Origin of the sequence: Pseudoalteromonas sp. NSLLW24 (assembly GCF_015864725.1) — a bacterium.
Taxonomy (GTDB): Bacteria; Pseudomonadota; Gammaproteobacteria; order Enterobacterales; family Alteromonadaceae; genus Pseudoalteromonas; species Pseudoalteromonas arctica.
Genome location: NZ_JADYWQ010000015.1, coordinates 12,538 through 31,093, shown reverse-complemented (window position 1 = coordinate 31,093; position 18,556 = coordinate 12,538). Strand labels below are relative to the sequence as shown.

The window sequence follows — 18,556 nt, the reverse complement described above, 5'->3', positions numbered from 1 at the left end:
GCCATCTTGTTATAATAACTATTAATTTCTGCGCTAAAAAAAAGGGCTTATAAATGCACGAAGGTGTGATGAAGGCATGGCTAGAATCTTCACATTTAAACGGCGGCAACGTTGCTTATGTAGAAGAGCTTTATGAAGCGTATTTAGACGATGCGACTTCTGTGCCAGACGAATGGCGAGAAGTGTTTGAACAATTACCTAAAGTTGATGGTGTGGATGTTGAAGTAAAACATTCAGAGGTTCGAGCACAGTTTGCACAGCTTGCAAAAAACAAGCATAGAGAAGTAGTGGTAGCAGAGGGTAGTGGCGGTGACCTTAAACAGGTTAAAGTTCTACAACTTATTAATGCTTTCCGTTTTCGTGGGCACCAAAATGCAAACCTAGATCCATTAGGTATTTGGCAACGAGAGCGTGTACGAGATTTAGAGCTAGAGTACCACGACCTATCTTCAAGTGATTTTGACCGCGAGTTTAACGTAGGATCGTTTGCCGTAGGGCGCGATACTATGCCTTTAGGTGAACTATACCAAGCACTAAAAACTACATATTGTGGTTCAATTGGCGCTGAGTATATGCACATCACATCAACAGAGGAAAAACGTTGGTTACAACAACGTCTAGAATCTGTCCAGTCTAGGCCTAAATTCTCAAAAGATGAAAAGCTACGTATCCTTAAAGGGCTTACTGCAGCAGATGGTCTAGAAAAATATTTAGGGTCTAAGTTCCCTGGTGCTAAGCGCTTTTCACTTGAAGGTGGCGATGCGTTAGTTCCAATGCTTAAAGAGCTTATTCACCGCGCTGGTGAAAGCGGCCAACAAGAAGCTGTTATTGGTATGGCTCACCGTGGTCGTTTAAACGTTTTAGTTAATGTACTTGGTAAAAACCCATCAGAATTATTTGATGAATTTGCTGGTATACATAAAGAAACGTTAGGTTCTGGTGATGTTAAATATCACATGGGTTATTCGTCTGACTTTGCTACCAAAGGTGGCAATGTACACATGGCGCTTGCGTTTAACCCATCTCACCTAGAAATCGTAAACCCTGTTGTAATGGGCTCTGTGCGTGGTCGTCTCGACCGTTTAGGTGATAAGTCAGGCATTAAAGCACTACCTATTACCATCCATGGTGATTCTGCTATTGCTGGACAAGGTGTTGTTCAAGAAACGTTTAACATGTCACAAACTAATGCGTTTAGTTGTGGTGGTAGTATTCGTATTGTTGTCAACAACCAAGTAGGTTTCACAACCTCTAAGCAAGATGACGTTCGCTCAACGCCATACTGTACTGACATTGCTAAAATGGTTCAGTCTCCAATATTCCATGTTAATTCTGATGATCCTGAAGCCGTTGCATTTGTTACTCAACTTGCTCTTGATTTTAGAAATCAGTTTAAGCGTGACGTAGTAATTGATTTAGTTTGTTACCGTCGCCATGGTCACAATGAAGCTGATGAGCCTAATGCAACTCAGCCTGTCATGTACCAAAAAATTAAAAAGCATCCAGTGCCGCGTTTAATCTATGCAGACCAACTGATTGCTGAAGGCTCTTTTTCTGAACAAGAAGTTAAAGCCTTAGCTGATGAGTACCGTGATGCACTAGATGAAGGCAGCTGTGTTGTTTCAGAAATACAGCCAGAGACGTCGCATTCTTCTGAGTGGGCCAAATATATTGGTCATGAATGGAATGTTGACTACGATGCTAGCGTATCTGTAGAGAAGCTAAAAGCTCTTGGTGAGAAAGTAGCTTCTTACCCAGAACAACATAAAGCTCAATCTCGCGTTAAAAAGATTTATGACGATCGTAAGCTAATGGCCACAGGTGAAAAACCACTTGATTGGGGTATGGCAGAGACTCTTGCCTATGCAACAATTGCGTCTGAAGGTACTGACATTCGTTTAACAGGACAAGACACAGGTCGAGGAACATTCTTTCATCGTCATGCTGTTGTTCATGGTCAATCCGATGGTACAACTTACACTCCTTTAGAGCATTTAAGTGAAGATCAAGGCACATTTGAAGTCTTTGATTCTGTTTTATCTGAGGAAGCTGTCGTTGCGTTCGAATATGGATATGCTACCGCTGAACCTAAGTCTCTCGTAATATGGGAAGCGCAATTTGGTGACTTCGCCAATGGTGCACAAGTTGTATTTGACCAGTTCTTAAGTTCTGGTGAGCAAAAGTGGGGCCGTTTATGTGGGCTTACAATTTTGTTACCTCATGGCTACGAAGGTCAAGGGCCAGAGCATAGTTCAGCGCGCTTAGAGCGTTTCTTGCAACTATGTGCTGATCACAACATGCAAGTATGTGTTCCTTCAACGCCGGCGCAAGTTTACGCTATGCTTCGTCGTCAATCAGTTCGACCACTTCGTCGTCCTCTGATTGTTATGACGCCTAAGTCGCTACTTCGTCACCCGCTTGCAACTTCATCACTTGAAGAGCTTTCACACGGTGTTTACCATAATATGATCGACGAAGTTGATGATATTAACCCTGAGAAAGTAGAGCGCGTTGTATTTTGTAGCGGTAAAGTTTACTACGAGTTACTACAAGAGCGTCGTAAGCTTGAGCAAGATAATATTGCAATTGTACGTGTTGAACAGTTATACCCGTTCCCACACGATGAAATGCAAACAATTATAGAGCGCTACCAACACGTAACTGATTTTGTATGGTGTCAAGAAGAGCCACAAAACCAAGGTGCATGGTACTGTTCACAACATCACTTTATTGATGCAATCCCACAAGGTGCTAAATTAAAATATGCAGGACGTAAAGCGTCTGCATCACCAGCGTGTGGTTACATGTCAGTACATACTAAAGAACAACAAGCGCTCGTTGCCGACGCGCTTACTATAGAAAATAAAGGATAAGCAATGAGCACAGAAATTAAAGTTCCTGTTCTTCCTGAGTCGGTTGCAGATGCTACCGTTGCTACATGGCATGTAAGTGTTGGCGACAAAGTAACTCGCGATCAAAACTTAGTAGACATTGAAACAGATAAAGTGGTTTTAGAAGTTGTTGCACAGCATGACGGTGTAATAACAGAAATATCACAAGAAGAAGGTGCAACCGTACTTGGCGACCAAGTTATGGGTTTACTTGGTGATGCTGATGCAGCGCCAGCAAGTGAAGGTTCAACTAAAGAAGAATCAGCACCAGCTAAATCAGAAGACGCGCCAGTGGCGCAATCAGCACCAGCATCAGAAGGTAAAGAAGTGGATATTAAAGTACCTGTACTTCCAGAATCAGTTGCAGACGCAACAATTGCTACATGGCATGTACAACCAGGTGACGCGGTAACACGCGACCAAAACTTGGTAGATATTGAAACAGATAAAGTTGTTCTTGAAGTAGTAGCTCAAGAAGATGGCATCATGGGTGATATCATTCATGGCGAAGGCGATACTGTATTAGGCGAGCAAGTAATTGGTTCGGTTAAAGCAGGCGGTGCACCAGCGGCTCCAGCTGCAAAAGCAGACGCAGCGCCAGCAGCAGATTCAAGCGAAAGTTCAGATGTGTTAACACCATCAGTTCGTCGTTTAATTGCTGAGAAAGGCCTAGACGCTTCTAAAATTAAAGGCACGGGTAAAAATGGTCGTGTAACTAAAGAAGACGTTGATACCTTCTTAAAAGCACCAGCACCAGCGGCTAAAAAAGCAGAAGCTTCTGCTCCAGCTGCACCAATGGGCGATCGTACTCAAAAACGCGTACCTATGACTCGTTTACGTAAAACGATTGCGACACGCCTTCTTGAAGCTAAAAACTCAACTGCAATGTTAACTACATTCAACGAAGTGAACATGGGACCAATCATGAGCCTTCGTAAGCAGTACCAAGAAACGTTTGAAAAGCGTCACGGCATTCGTTTAGGTTTCATGTCTTTCTATGTGAAAGCTGTAACTGAAGCTCTTAAGCGTTTTCCAGATGTAAATGCTTCAATTGATGGTGACGATATTGTTTACCATAACTATTTCGATATCAGCATTGCAGTATCTACTCCACGTGGCTTAGTTACTCCAGTACTTAAAGATTGTGACAAACTATCTGTTGCTGAAATCGAAAAAGGTATTCGTGAGTTAGCACTTAAAGGTCGTGATGGTAAGCTAACGCTTGCTGATATGACGGGTGGTAATTTCACTATTACTAATGGTGGCGTATTTGGTTCATTGCTATCTACACCTATCATTAACTTGCCACAGTCTTCAATCTTGGGTATGCATAAAATTCAAGACCGTCCGATGGCTGTAAATGGTAAAGTTGAAATACTACCTATGATGTATTTAGCACTTTCTTATGACCACCGTATCATTGATGGTAAAGAATCTGTTGGTTTCTTAGTAACTATTAAAGAGTTACTTGAAGATCCAACTCGCTTATTGCTAGATGTTTAATCTAGTTGTATGAAATGTAAGCTGTGAATGAACATTCACAGCTTTTTTTTTGCGCCTTTGGTCGTACTGGGGTTTTCATGTTAAGCCTTGGGATCTATACTAGGTGCGCAATTTGGGATAGTTGTTTATTTGAAAAAATATTCAGCTCTTTTAGTATAAAAAATTGGATAAAGCATCATGAATTTGCATGAGTATCAGGCAAAACAACTTTTTGCCGAATATGGTTTACCCGTTTCTACAGGTTACGCTTGCGATACACCTGAAGAAGCTGCTGCAGCTGCTGAAAAAATTGGCGGCGATATGTGGGTTGTTAAAACTCAGGTTCACGCAGGTGGACGTGGTAAAGCTGGCGGTGTAAAGCTAGTTAAAACTATCGAAGAAGTAAAAGCGTTTGCAGCTAACTGGTTAGGTAAAAACCTAGTTACTTACCAAACAGACGAGAAAGGCCAGCCAGTAGCTAAAATTTTAGTAGAAAGCTGTACTGACATTGCTAACGAATTGTACCTAGGTGCAGTAGTTGACCGTGCATCTCGTAAAGTAGTTTTCATGGCGTCTACTGAAGGCGGCGTTGAAATTGAAACTGTTGCTGAAGAAACACCAGAGCTTATCCACAAAGCAGAGATCGACCCGTTAGTAGGTCCTCAAGCTTACCAAGCACGTGAACTAGGTTTCAAATTGGGTCTTAACCCAGTACAAATGAAACAGTTTGTTAAGATCTTTATGGGTCTTGGTAAAATGTTCACTGATTTTGATTTCGCACTACTTGAAATCAACCCGTTAGTAATTACAGATGAAGGCAACCTTCACTGTCTTGACGGCAAAATCGGTATTGATGGTAATGCACTTTACCGTCAACCTAAAATCCGTGAATTCCACGATCCATCTCAAGAAGATGCTCGTGAAGCACACGCAGCAAGCTTCGAGCTTAACTACGTTGCTCTAGACGGTAATGTTGGTTGTATGGTTAACGGTGCAGGCCTAGCAATGGGTACTATGGACATCGTAAACCTACACGGCGGCAAGCCGGCTAACTTCTTGGATGTTGGTGGCGGTGCTACTAAAGAACGTGTTTCTGAAGCATTCAAAATCATTCTTTCTGACGACAATGTTAAAGCTGTTTTAGTAAACATCTTTGGCGGCATCGTTCGTTGTGACATGATTGCTGAAGGCATCATTGGCGCAGTTAAAGAAGTTGGCGTAACCGTACCAGTAGTTGTACGTTTAGAAGGTACTAATGCTGAATTAGGTCGTGAAGTTCTTAAGAACTCTGGTCTAGATATCATTGCTGCTGAATCACTAACAGACGCTGCTGAAAAAGTTGTTGCTGCTGCGGAGGGCAAATAATGTCTGTATTAATCAATAAAGATACAAAAGTTATCTGTCAAGGTTTCACTGGTGGCCAAGGTACTTTCCACTCAGAGCAAGCGCTTGAGTACGGTACACAAATGGTTGGTGGTGTTAGCCCAGGTAAAGGCGGTCAAACGCACCTTGGTCTTCCTGTATTCAACACAGTTCGTGATGCTGTAAAAGAAACTGGCGCAACTGCTTCAGTTATCTACGTACCAGCTCCTTTCTGTAAAGATGCAATCTTAGAAGCTATCGATGCTGGCATCGAGCTAATAGTTTGTATTACTGAAGGTATCCCTACACTTGATATGGTTGATGTTAAAATCAAACTAGATCAAACAGGTACTCGTATGATCGGTCCTAACTGCCCAGGTGTTATTACTCCTGGTCAAACTAAGATTGGTATCATGCCTGGTCATATCCACAAACCTGGTAAAGTAGGTATTGTTTCTCGCTCTGGTACTTTAACGTACGAAGCAGTTAAGCAAACTACTGATGCTGGTTTTGGTCAGTCTACGTGTGTTGGTATTGGTGGTGATCCAATTCCAGGTACTAACTTTATCGACGTTCTAGAAATGTTCGAAAAAGATCCACAAACTGAAGCAATCGTAATGATTGGTGAAATTGGTGGTACTGCAGAAGAAGAAGCTGCAGAGTACATCAAAGCTCACGTAACTAAACCTGTAGTATCTTACATTGCTGGTGTTACTGCACCAGAAGGTAAGCGTATGGGTCACGCTGGCGCAATCATTGCCGGCGGTAAAGGTACTGCTGATGAGAAATTTGCTGCATTAGAAGCTGCGGGCGTAAAAACTGTACGTTCACTTGCTGATATCGGTAAAGCACTTAAAGAGAAAACAGGCTGGTAATCGCTTGTTTTTCTTTGAAAAGGCCCGCATATGCGGGCCTTTTTGTTATTAGATGAAAATTTAGAACGGGTAACTAATATGCTGGAAAAAACGTACAGATAAGTCTTGGCGTTGTTTATTTATAGCCAGCTCATTACACAGAGTATAGATTGTTTTTTCTACTTGGTTCATAAATCGACCGTAGCCCATTTCATGTTTATCCTGCTGCGTTGCGACTACTACAAAATGCAGCGTTTCTACCAATTTACTTGCTTCATAAAAGTGCTTAATTTGATTTTCATTAGATTCAATATCAAAACTTAACTTTTGAAGTTCATCATTACCTTCACTTTTATCTATTTTACTGTTGCGTATAATAGGCGTTGCACCGTTAGCAACCATAGCGCCATGGTTTAAGTTATTATTTTGACACGCACGTATAAATGCATAAGCAAAGTAGTCATAAAATTTAGCATAATCGTTTGTGTTCATTAGTGTTTGAAACTGCGTTTTAATAGCGCGCGAAACCGGTATAGTAAAAGTGGCGTAAGTCATCTCTGCATAATCATTGGGTATGCTGCATTGTCTTGATTGGTAGCGAGGGTAGAGACTTCTTAATTTGTAACCATAGCTTTCCTTGTTGCCTTTTTCTTTAGCAAAGAGGTCATACGTTAAGTGTTGATGGTCGCGTAGTTTAAACTGGGGCTGATTTATTAAGAGTTGTCCTTGTAAAGTGTCTAACACTTTTTGGACTTTATTATGAAATTCTGCAGAATTGGCTCGTAAATCATCGCCTGTTGCTAAAAATAGAATGCGTATTTTTTTACTTGGTGTACCTTCAGTGTAATAAATCTTATGCGCTTCGTGATAACGGGGATTATAAAAAAAGAGCATTTGTTTATCTGTTTCTAATTGATAAGACTCATCATTAAATCTTACAACGGGTAGTTTATCATTCGCTAATAAGTGCACATTATAAAGCTCGTACTCATCACAAGAAGCAAACAGCTGGCGTGCAATACGTTCATAGCAGCAATTTATATCACTAAAGCTTTTATAAAAATCGTGATTAGGGGTTATTTCAGCTAAAAGGTAGTGGTTAGCGCGTGCATTAGTTGGAATATATACACGATGTTGATTAAGTGTCGCCATCTTTAAATCCTTATAATGTAGGTTATTTACCTACTATAAACTGTTTAGATGACTTAAATATTGCGTTAAAACAAATTTTATTCATAAACAATGGTTCAGCTGAATTAAAGTTAAGCAATATCAAAAATAAACCTTAATCTAGTGCTGTATGTTAGTGTATGTTTTTGTAATAATGCATTAGTTTTGTTATTACGTAATATTTAGAGGACTGCACTCCTATGGCGGAAATTGAGAATCGCCCAAGTAACTTTATTAGAACCCGAATTGATGAAGACTTAGCAAGTAAAAAGCATGCAACAACGCATACACGTTTTCCACCTGAACCAAATGGCTTTTTGCATATTGGTCATGCCAAATCAATTTGTTTAAATTTTGGCATCGCAAAAGATTATAACGGTTTATGTAACTTACGTTTTGACGATACAAACCCAGAAAAAGAAGACATTAACTACGTTAATTCTATAAAAGAAGACGTACAGTGGTTAGGTTTTAACTGGGATGGCGATATAAAGTATTCTTCTAACTATTTTGATACTTTATATGGTTACGCTGTTGAGCTTATAAATAAAGGCTTAGCGTACGTTTGTTTTTTAACAGCAGACGAAGCACGCCAATACCGTGGTACATTGAAAGAGCCAGGTAAAAATAGCCCGTACAGAGATACATCAGTTGAAGAAAACCTAGCGTTATTTGAAAAAATGCGTGCTGGCGAATTCAAAGAAGGCGAATGTGTCCTGCGTGCTAAAATTGATATGGCTAGCTCATTTATGGTGCTTCGCGATCCAATTATTTATCGCGTACGTTTTGCTCATCATCATCAAACAGCAGACAAGTGGTGCATTTACCCAATGTATGACTTCACGCACTGTATTTCTGATGCACTCGAAGGTATTACACATTCATTATGCACACTCGAGTTTCAAGATAACCGTCGTTTGTACGACTGGGTACTTGATAACATTAGTTTAGAGTGTCACCCACAGCAAATTGAGTTTTCACGTTTAAATCTTGAATACACAATTATGTCTAAGCGTAAGCTAAGCGATTTAGTGGTAAATAACCATGTAGAAGGGTGGGATGACCCACGCATGCCTACAATTGCAGGCCTACGTCGCCGTGGTTATACACCAGGTTCAATCCGTGAGTTTTGTTTGCGTATTGGTGTAACAAAACAAGAGAATATGGTTGAAATGGGTATGCTTGAAGCATGTATCCGTGAAGATCTAAACGAAAATGCACCACGTGCAATGGCCGTACTCGATCCTGTTAAAGTTGTTATTGAAAACTACGATGCAGACAAGGTTGAGGTTTTATCTGTGGCTAACCACCCAAATAAAGAAGAAATGGGTCGTCGTGATGTACCGTTTACTCGCGAAATTTACATCGAACGAGAAGACTTTAAAGAAGAAGCAAATAACAAGTTTAAACGTTTAGTGCTTGATAAAGAAGTACGTTTGCGTGGCGCTTATGTTATTAAAGCACAGCGTGTTGAGAAAGACGAAAACGGCGAAATTACAACTATCTTCTGTACTTACGATACTGAAACACTTGGTAAAAATCCAAGTGATGGACGTAAAGTAAAAGGTGTTATTCACTGGGTTTCAGCACCAGAGTGTATTACGGCAGAAGTTCGTTTATACGATCGTTTGTTTAGTGTTCCAAACCCAGCAGCCGCTGATGAGTTTGAAACAACATTAAATCCAGAGTCACTGGTTGTTTTATCAAACGCTAAATTAGAGCCATCGCTTGCTAATTCACAAGCAGAGCAGGGCTTTCAGTTTGAGCGTACGGGTTATTTCTCTCGTGATTCTAAATCAGAGAACGTTGTATTTAACCAAACAGTGGGTCTTCGTGATTCTTGGTCTAAAACTCAATAAGTAATATCTAAAAACCTGAACCCTGGATAATAAATCTATCTCGAGCAGCTATTTTCAGCGCTAACTGCGTTGAATTTACTTGCAATAGGTCAGCTATTGACGCGTGAATTCGCCTTGTTTTCACTTAAAATCTCTGGCTAGAGAAATAAATTTAAATATCACCATGATTCAATACGTTGGTAAATCTCTTAACCAGAGTACAGGTTTAATATCCCCAGTTTTTACTGGGTATGTTTATTACAACGTATTTTAGACACAAAAAAACCTGCACTTAGCAGGTTTTTTATTGCTTTTTAAAAGCGGTATTAGCTGTTAGCGTCGCTAAATTCTTTACACGCTGCTTTATCATTACACTCACCGTATAAATATAAAGAATGGTTTGTAAGTGTAATACCATTTTCTTCAGAAATTTCAAGTTGACGACGTTCAATCATCTCATCTTCAAACTCTACAACTTTGCCACACTTCAAACATACTAAATGATCGTGGTGTGTGCTTCCTGAAAGTTCAAATACTGATTTGCCACCTTCAAAGTGATGACGGCTTACAATACCCGCATCATCAAATTGGTTAAGTACGCGGTATACAGTTGCAAGACCAATTTCTTCACCTAGATCCAAAAGAATTTTGTAAACATCTTCAGCACTGATGTGTTGGTTATCTGGAGATTGTAAAATCTCTAATATTTTAATACGCGGTAAAGTTACTTTTAAACCGGCTTTTTTAAGTTCCAAGTTATGATCAGTCATTAAATCTGTCTCAATTTTATTTGGTTATACTAGACATCTTGCAAAGATGTACACGACACATTAGCAACAAACAGGATAACGTGCCTAAGCGTTAAGTGCAAAGAACAATTGATTTATATTGCCACTAAAGCTTAAAACGCTAACTGTTTGATAATTATTTAAACAGCTAGCGATATATGCAGTAAATTAGTCAGCTAATTCACTTAAACACATCTCTTCATATACTTGAGCAGACCATGCTTTAACACGTTGTTCTGTAAGCTCTGGTTGACGGTCTTCGTCGATACCCAAACCTACAAAATGCTTATCATCAGCCATGCCTTTAGATGCTTCAAAGTCATAGCTTTCGCTCGGCCAATGACCAACAACAATAGCGCCACGTTCAGTAACGATATCGTTGATCATGCCCATCGCATCTAAAAAGTACTCAGCGTAATCTTCTTGGTCTCCACAACCAAAAATAGCAACAAGTTTACCTTCAAAGTCTACTTCTTCAAGTTCTGGAAAAAAGTCATCCCAGTCACATTGTGCTTCGCCGTAGTACCAAGTAGGGATACCGAATAAGATTAAATCAAATTCAGCAATCTCTTCTTTAGAGCTTTTTGCAATATCATGAACAGCCACTAGCTTTTTACCCAATTCTTTTTGGATCATTTTTGCTACGTGTTCTGTGTTACCTGTGTCACTTCCGAAAAAAATGCCTACACTTGCCATGGATTTAAAACCTTTTATGTATCAATAGCCAATCTTTCTTGTAAAATCGTTTCAATCAGCGCACTGCGGCTAATATTTTGTGCATCTGCCATATCACTCAATGCTTGATATAACTGCGATGAAACTTTAAATTCAACACGCTTTAAGCCACGTGCTTTATCTCTTTTTATTTGATTACGTTTATTTACCTTTAACTGCATATCCCGTGAAAGGGGATTGGTTTTAGGTCTGCCTGGGCGTTTTTCGTATTCAAATAAATCGAGTGTAGTTCTATCTGTTTCTGACTTCGCCATGCTTAACCTACACCTGCGCCTTGCCAAAATACTTGAATAAGACCTTTAGCAATAAAGCCTGAACAACCTAAAAAGAGCACACCCCAGACAATGTATTGTCCGAACTTAGGCACATTGCCACTTTTTAGTACGTCTTTAATTGCCATGCCGATGAATATGAAAATACCGGCTAAGCCAAAATACAACCCTAGGGTATCAAATTCGTTAATTAACTGACTGACCATCAACGTATAACCTTTAAATTAAACGGCGCGTACTATAGCATATAATTATTCATATATTTAGTGCGCAAAATCAAAAACACGCGATTAAAATTGCTTTAAACCGCAGTTAAAAAGTCGTTTATCGCTTTATTTACGGCAAGTGGCTTTTGAGCATGAAGCCAATGGCCTGCGCCATGAATTATTTTAGCCTTGGTATTTTTAAAGCGGGCTTTAATTGCAGTACGATGCTCGGGCAAAATATAGTCAGAATCATTACCTTTAATGAAAAGAGTATCGCATAAACAAGAATTGTTTTCATTAACATTGGATGTAATTGTAGAATATTTTTCGTCAAGCACATTTAAATTAAATCGCCATGCAAAATGACCTTCCTCATTTTTAGCGAGGCTTTTAAGTAGAAACTGTCGAACTCCCAGTTCTTCTATGTAAGGCTGCATTAGAGCATCAGCTTGTTTTCTATCGTCAATTGATTGTGCTGAAACCGCTTTTAATGCCTGTAATATTTTTGTGTGCCGAGCAGGGTAACTAACAGGTGCTATATCAAGTACAACAAGCTTATTTACAAGTTCAGGATGTGTAAGCGCTAATTCCATTGCCACTTTACCACCCATAGAGTGCCCAACTAAATGTGCTTTATCTATGTTCAAATGTGCTAATAACTCAACAATATCTTGTGCCATTGCCGGGTAGTTCATTTCATCACTATGAGGAGAAAGCCCGTGGTTACGTAAATCAACGTTAATAACAGTAAAGTGTTCACTTAATGGTTTTGCTATTACATTTAGGTTTTCTAATGATCCAAAAAGCCCATGTATCAAAATAACATTAGGACCTTGCCCTTGTTGCTTGTAATTTAACTGCATACTCGCCTCCTGAAAATTTCGCCATAGTTTGCCGAGCATTGCTCTAAAAAGCAAAAAATACAGCGACTATTTATTAAATTGGGCTTTTGTTTGTTAAATCAACAACAATGAGGTAAATATTAATATGTTTACGGGAGTGCTTGTTGTAACTCGCATTTCTGATTGGTTTGGGTATAATCACACGGGAGAAAAAAATGTGACCCGTAATGACAGGAAGAACATGAAACAAATCGACATAGACGACGAGTTATATCAATATATTGCAAGCAATACGCAAAGTATTGGTGAAAGTGCATCCACTATTTTACGTCGTTTATTAAATCTGAGCGGCGAAAAAATTCAAACCGCAAACGTAGAACTAACTCAAAATAATCAAACTGCGACTACGTCTACCGCCACATTAAAAAGCTCAGAGCCATCTGCTGCTGAGACTTCAAAAAAACAAACGCCTGTAGCTCATGCACTCGTGAAGCAAAAAAGCGATAATGTTTTTAATGTATTAAATAAAGAAGAGCTGGCAATGCAAAAAGGTGTTGTTGGACGCTTTTTGTTTATTTTAAGTGCATTTTACCGCACACATAAAACTGATTTTTCTGCGGTATTAGACATAAAAGGGCGTGACCGTGTTTACTTTGCTACTAGTAAAGAAGCTTTAGTAAATAGCGGTAGTAGTATGAATCCTAAAAACATAACCGATAGTGAATATTGGGTTATGACTAATTCTAATACAACGCGTAAAAAAATGATGCTTCATGAAGTTGCTCTTTGCCTTGGATATAGTGCAGAGCAAGCTGAAAAAATTCGCGATTACCTGTAAGGAAATATAATGGCTATTCACTCAGGCGCAGGCAAAACTGCTCCACAATCGGCACTGGTTAACGTACCTAAATTAGTATCTGCGTATTACTTAAATGAACCTGATCTTGAACAAAATCCAGAGCATTGTGTTGCCTTTGGTACCTCAGGGCACCGTGGTTGTTCTTACGATGTTAAATTTAACGAGTCACACATTTTAGCGATTACTCAGGCTATTTGTGATTACAGAAAACAAAATGACATATTTGGTCCGTTATTTTTAGGCAAAGACACACACGCATTGAGTGAAGCCGCATTTAACTCGGCTATTGAAGTATTAGTTGCTAACGAAGTGCAAGTGATAACGCAAGAAGACGGTGATTTTACACCAACGCCAGTTATCAGCCATGCCATAGTGAGCCACAATAAGCTACACCCAAATGAATTAGCAGACGGGATTGTTGTTACGCCTTCGCATAACCCTCCTGAAGATGGTGGCTTTAAATACAACCCACCTAATGGCGGGCCAGCTGATACCGACGTCACTAAATGGATTGAAGACAGAGCTAATCAACTTTTACTAGAAGATTTAGTTGAAGTTGAGTTGTTCCCATTCGCTAAAGCATCGCGTTCTGGCTTTATCCGCTACGAAGATTTAATGACTCCTTATATTGATGACTTAGCAAATATCGTTAATTTAAAAGCAATTAGCGATGCAGGTATCAAAATTGGTATCGATCCACTAGGTGGTTCAGGTATTAATTTTTGGCCAGTCATTGCAAAAAAATATAATTTAGATTTAACCGTAGTTAATGATGTTGTTGATCCACGTTTTGCTTTTATGCCACTTGATAAAGACGGCAAAATTCGTATGGATTGTTCATCACCTTATTCAATGGCAAATCTTATTGCACTAAAAGATGATTTTGATGTGTCTATTGGTAACGACCCTGACTACGATCGTCACGGTATTGTAACGCCAGATGGTTTGATGAATCCAAACCACTTTTTAGCAGTGGCAATCGATTACTTACTTAAACACCGTGATTGGAATGAAACCGTAGAAATTGGTAAAACATTGGTTTCTAGCTCTATGATCGACAAAGTAGCTGCTCGTAACAACCGTAAGGTTAAAGAAGTACCAGTAGGCTTTAAATGGTTTGTTGAAGGCTTAAGCAAAGGCAAGCTTGCCTTTGGCGGCGAAGAGAGCGCTGGCGCTGCATTTTTACGTTTTGATGGCTCTGTATGGTGTACAGATAAAGACGGCTTCATTATGGGTCTACTCGCTGCAGAAATACTTGCTGTGACAGGTAAAACGCCATCAGCGCTTTATAAAGAATTAGAACAAGAGTTTGGTTCTCCAATTTATAAACGCCTAGATGCACCAGCCACAAGCGGTCAAAAATCACGTTTAAAAGCATTGAGTGCTTCTGATGTTAAAGCAGATACACTTGCTGGCGAGCCTATTTTGCAAAAATTGACTCATGCACCAGGTAACGATGCCGCCATTGGTGGTTTAAAAGTGGTTACTGAAAATGGCTGGTTTGCAGCGCGTCCATCAGGTACTGAAGATATTTATAAAATATACCTTGAATCATTTAAAGGTGAAGAGCATTTAGCGTTACTTGAAAAAGAAGCTAAAAAGCTTGTAGATTCAGTTATAAGCTAACTTAATCTAATAATTTTAAAACGGCTGATTTATTCAGCCGTTTTCGTTTCTATACCTTGTGTATTTATAAAAATATATGCATAAGAGTCTACTCTCACATTATTTTTAAAGGGCTTATTATATGTCAGCCAATCCATCTTACTTAAATGAATTAAAACACACTGGCGATTTTTTAACGCTTAGTCGTGACAACGAATGGCATTTAGATGCAGGTGAGTTTGTTTTAGATAATGGGACTCGTGTAAATATACACGATACCGGAGTCATTGAGTTTCAACCTGCTGTTACAACGTCAAAAGATGTAGTTTATTCAAGCGCTGTACACGGTAATGAAACTGCGCCAATTGAAATTTGTGATGCGCTTATTAAACAAATTATAAAAGGCGAGCTGATACTTAAGCAGCGTGTTTTGTTTATTTACGGTAATCCACAATCAATTAATATTGGCCTGCGTTTTGTAGAAGAAAACTTAAATAGATTATTTAATGGTCACCATACAGTTGAAGGTGTACCAATGAATAATGAGCGAAACCGCGCTGCAAAGCTTGAGCGATACGTAAGCGATTTTTATACACGTGGCGAGCAAGGCAGTAGCCGATGTCATTACGACTTGCACACTGCAATTAGAGGCTCTAAAAACGAAAAATTTGCTGTGTATCCATTTTTACATGGTAAGCCATGGAAAAAGTCGCAGCTACAATTTTTATTGAGTTGTGGTGTAAATACCGTGCTTATGATGAAATCTCCTGCAACAACATTTAGCTATTATTCGTCATTTATACACGGTGCTGATTCTTTTACGGTAGAGCTGGGTCAAGTTAAGCCATTTGGTCAAAACGATATGGCTCGCTTTGAAAAAACAAAGCAAACCTTAACTGCATTAATTAGTCAAAATGAAGTTAAATATCCTGAATTTAATGCAAACGATTTTGAATTATTTGCTGTCCATCGCACAATTAATAGAACGCAGAACGATTTTAGTTTTCCTTTTTCTGACGATGCCGAGAACTTTACTGGCTTTGCGAAAGGTGAACTACTTGCAACCGATGGTGATACAGCGATTTACGCTGACGTTGAAGGAGAGGCTATTATTTTTCCAAATGCGAGCGTAGCATTAGGGCAAAGAGCACTCCTTACTGTTATTCCAATGGATATTGATAGCAATTTCGTCTAATTTAACTCATCAGACCACTATTAACTTAAAGTTAACTATATGATTACTATAAATTAAAGTAACCGTATCGTTAACTTGCCACTTATTTAACCAGTATTTGCTTTTGTTTCGTCCTAGATCTGTTGAATAACACTTTACGTTAACGTAAAGTGTTGGTAGCTTTAATTAAAGATAGTGCAGATGTTGCAAAGTTTAACCAGCAACAATCACCCACAATAATAATTTAAAGGGGCACTGTTTTACCGACAACAAAAGAAGGTAGGTTATGAGTAATCCAAATAACGTATCGCTGAATATTAACCACGAGCTTGAATTTATTGATGGTCAAGCGCTTAATATTCCAACCCTTAGTATTTTAACTGAGGACGGCGACATTCATCCTAGTGCAACCGCACCTGACATTTCAAAACATACCGCTATTAAGTTATATGAAACAATGCGTTTTATACGTTTGTTAGATGAACGTATGCAAGGCGCGCAGCGCCAAGGCCGTGTTAGTTTTTATATGCAATGCCTAGGCGAAGAAGCCGCAGTTACAGCCTCTGCTGCTGCACTTGATCAAGACGATATGATCATGGCTCAATATCGTGAACAGGCAGCCCTGCATTATCGTGGCTTTACGCTTGATCATTTTATGAACCAAATGTTTTCAAATGAATTGGATTTAGGCAAAGGCCGTCAAATGCCAATTCACTATGGTTCTAAAGCGCTAAACTACATGACGATTTCATCGCCATTGGGTACGCAAATACCACAGGCAACGGGTTATGCATATGGCCAAAAAATAAAGCACATCGACGTTAAAACAGGCGAGCTTGCCAGCACAATTGATAATGTGACTATTTGTTACTTTGGTGAAGGTGCTGCATCTGAAGGTGACTTTCATGCCGGTTTAAATATGGCCGCTGTTCACAGAGCGCCGGTTATATTTTTTGCACGTAATAACGGCTATGCAATATCAACCCCTGCTGATGAGCAATTTAAAGGCGATGGTATTGCCTCGCGTGGTGTGGGTTATGGCATTAAAACAATTCGTGTTGATGGCACAGATGCACTTGCTGTTTATGCGGCAACTAAAAAAGCACGCGAAATAGCCTCAACACAAGGTGAACCTGTACTTATTGAATCGATTGCTTATCGTTTGGGTGCGCACTCTACGTCAGACGATCCAAGTGGTTATCGCTCTAAAGATGAAGAAGCGAATCATCAAACGTGTCCTATTGATAAATTTAGAAAATGGCTGGTCAAGCAAGACTGGTTAAACGAAGAAGACGATATAAAAGCAAAAGAGTTGATTCGTGAAGAAATTTTAGCAGCGCTTAAACGTGCTGAAGTTGTTGCAAAGCCCGCTTTAGAAGAGCTGGTATCAGACGTTTACGATACACCAATTCCATTATTGCAACGCCAGTACGAGCAACTAAAAGAACATATAAAACAGCATCCAGATGCTTACCCAGTAACCGCAGGGAGAATTAAGTAATGGCTAAAATGAACATGCTCCACGCAATTAACTCTGCTCTCGATATTACGATGAATGAACACCCTCAAGCCTGTATTTTTGGTGAAGATGTTGGTTACTTTGGTGGTGTATTTAGAGCAACATCGGGCTTACAAGAAAAGTATGGTAAACATCGTGTTTTTAATACGCCTTTAACCGAGCAAGGTATTTTAGGTTTTGCTAATGGTTTAGCTGCTTTTGGTGCGCCTGCATTGGCAGAAATTCAATTTGCTGATTATATTTTCCCAGCGTTTGATCAAATAGTAAATGAAGCCGCTAAATTTCGTTATCGCAGTGGTAATGAATTTAATGTCGGTAACTTAACTATTCGTACACCTTATGGTGGCGGTATTGCTGGTGGTTTATACCATTCACAATCACCCGAAGCCTATTTTGCACACACACCGGGTTTGAAAGTAGTTGTACCGCGTAACCCTTATCAAGCTAAAGGTTTATTACGTGCATCAATTAAAGACGATAACCCGGTCATATTTTTTGAGCCTAAGCGTTTATATCGTGCATCAATTGGCGAAGTGCCAGAAGAAGATTATAGTATTGAATTAGGCACGGCTGAAGTAGTGCAAGAGGGGGCTGATATTACGCTTTTAGCGTGGGGTGCTCAAATGGAGATTATTGAAGATGCAGCAAAGCAAGCAAGTGAGCAAGGTATAAGCTGTGAAGTTATTGACCTTCGTAGTATTTTACCATGGGATGTTGAAACGATTGCTAAATCGGTTATTAAAACCGGCCGTTTAATCGTGAGTCATGAAGCGCCTATAACCAATGGCTTTGGTGCAGAGATAGCCGCGACAATACAACAAGAGTGTTTCTTGCATTTAGAGTCGCCAATTTTACGTGTATGTGGTCTAGATACGCCATACCCGCTGGCACTTGAAAAAGAATACGTACCAGATGCACTAAAAGTGTTGGCTGCAATTAAACAATCAATGGATTTTTAG

16 protein-coding genes are annotated in these 18,556 nt (G+C 39.5%); 10 read left to right on the top strand and 6 right to left on the bottom strand.

The annotated features are described in order from the left end of the window. Positions 1–53: 53 nt before the first annotated feature. From sucA to sucD, 4 genes are all read left to right on the top strand, one after another. The gene (gene sucA, locus I6E72_RS14860; RefSeq protein ID WP_010552673.1) at positions 54–2,873 is read left to right on the top strand and encodes a 2-oxoglutarate dehydrogenase E1 component; all 2,820 of its coding nucleotides are present in this window, start codon (positions 54–56) and stop codon (positions 2,871–2,873) included. 3 nt (positions 2,874–2,876) lie between these two features. Then, positions 2,877–4,394, top strand: coding sequence for a 2-oxoglutarate dehydrogenase complex dihydrolipoyllysine-residue succinyltransferase (odhB, locus tag I6E72_RS14855; protein WP_007586871.1), 1,518 nt, complete (start codon positions 2,877–2,879; stop codon positions 4,392–4,394). A 177-nt stretch (positions 4,395–4,571) separates the two neighbouring features. After that, positions 4,572–5,738 (top strand): ADP-forming succinate--CoA ligase subunit beta, encoded by a 1,167-nt coding sequence (gene sucC, locus I6E72_RS14850; RefSeq protein ID WP_007586870.1) that lies wholly within the window; start codon positions 4,572–4,574, stop codon positions 5,736–5,738. Next, entirely contained in the window at positions 5,738–6,610 is an 873-nt protein-coding gene (sucD, locus tag I6E72_RS14845) for a succinate--CoA ligase subunit alpha (RefSeq protein ID WP_010552674.1), read from the top strand. The genes sucC and sucD overlap by 1 nt, the downstream gene beginning before the upstream one ends. Positions 6,611–6,670: 60 nt before the next feature. Here the strand turns inward: sucD and I6E72_RS14840 are convergent, their stop codons facing one another. Next, complete coding sequence (locus tag I6E72_RS14840; protein ID WP_024592581.1) at positions 6,671–7,741, bottom strand: DUF3083 family protein; 1,071 nt, start codon at positions 7,739–7,741, stop codon at positions 6,671–6,673. 218 nt (positions 7,742–7,959) lie between these two features. Between I6E72_RS14840 and glnS the strand changes: the two genes are divergently transcribed. Beyond that, on the top strand, positions 7,960–9,618 hold the full coding sequence (gene glnS, locus I6E72_RS14835) for a glutamine--tRNA ligase (protein ID WP_165721945.1): 1,659 nt from the start codon (positions 7,960–7,962) through the stop codon (positions 9,616–9,618). A gap of 305 nt (positions 9,619–9,923) precedes the next feature. On the opposite strand, the gene fur is transcribed toward glnS, so the two are convergent. The 5 genes from fur to I6E72_RS14810 form a co-directional block, all read right to left on the bottom strand. After that, a complete protein-coding gene (fur, locus tag I6E72_RS14830) occupies positions 9,924–10,367 on the bottom strand; it encodes a ferric iron uptake transcriptional regulator (protein WP_007586857.1) in 444 nt (147 codons plus the stop codon). 186 nt (positions 10,368–10,553) lie between these two features. After that, a complete protein-coding gene (gene fldA, locus I6E72_RS14825) occupies positions 10,554–11,081 on the bottom strand; it encodes a flavodoxin FldA (protein WP_007586856.1) in 528 nt (175 codons plus the stop codon). A 14-nt stretch (positions 11,082–11,095) separates the two neighbouring features. Further along, positions 11,096–11,374: a LexA regulated protein gene (gene ybfE / locus I6E72_RS14820; protein ID WP_002962928.1), complete on the bottom strand. Its 279-nt coding sequence runs from the start codon at positions 11,372–11,374 to the stop codon at positions 11,096–11,098. A gap of 2 nt (positions 11,375–11,376) precedes the next feature. Next, positions 11,377–11,598, bottom strand: a complete 222-nt coding sequence (locus I6E72_RS14815; protein WP_002962930.1) for a DUF2788 domain-containing protein — start codon at positions 11,596–11,598, stop codon at positions 11,377–11,379. A gap of 95 nt (positions 11,599–11,693) precedes the next feature. Continuing rightward, positions 11,694–12,461, bottom strand: a complete 768-nt coding sequence (locus I6E72_RS14810; RefSeq protein ID WP_007586854.1) for an alpha/beta fold hydrolase — start codon at positions 12,459–12,461, stop codon at positions 11,694–11,696. A 220-nt stretch (positions 12,462–12,681) separates the two neighbouring features. On the opposite strand from I6E72_RS14810, the gene seqA reads away from it, so the two are divergent. From seqA to I6E72_RS14785, 5 genes are all read left to right on the top strand, one after another. Continuing rightward, positions 12,682–13,278, top strand: a complete 597-nt coding sequence (gene seqA / locus I6E72_RS14805) for a replication initiation negative regulator SeqA (RefSeq protein ID WP_165721944.1) — start codon at positions 12,682–12,684, stop codon at positions 13,276–13,278. 9 nt (positions 13,279–13,287) lie between these two features. Continuing rightward, positions 13,288–14,925 (top strand): phosphoglucomutase (alpha-D-glucose-1,6-bisphosphate-dependent), encoded by a 1,638-nt coding sequence (pgm, locus tag I6E72_RS14800; protein ID WP_007586850.1) that lies wholly within the window; start codon positions 13,288–13,290, stop codon positions 14,923–14,925. 121 nt (positions 14,926–15,046) lie between these two features. Continuing rightward, positions 15,047–16,099 carry a succinylglutamate desuccinylase gene (gene astE, locus I6E72_RS14795; RefSeq protein WP_197112888.1) on the top strand — a complete coding sequence of 351 codons (1,053 nt, stop codon included), beginning with the start codon at positions 15,047–15,049 and terminating at the stop codon, positions 16,097–16,099. 265 nt (positions 16,100–16,364) lie between these two features. Beyond that, positions 16,365–17,579, top strand: coding sequence for a thiamine pyrophosphate-dependent dehydrogenase E1 component subunit alpha (locus I6E72_RS14790; RefSeq protein ID WP_197112887.1), 1,215 nt, complete (start codon positions 16,365–16,367; stop codon positions 17,577–17,579). Continuing rightward, positions 17,579–18,556, top strand: coding sequence for an alpha-ketoacid dehydrogenase subunit beta (locus I6E72_RS14785; protein ID WP_008171214.1), 978 nt, complete (start codon positions 17,579–17,581; stop codon positions 18,554–18,556). Before I6E72_RS14790 ends, I6E72_RS14785 begins: the two co-directional genes overlap by 1 nt.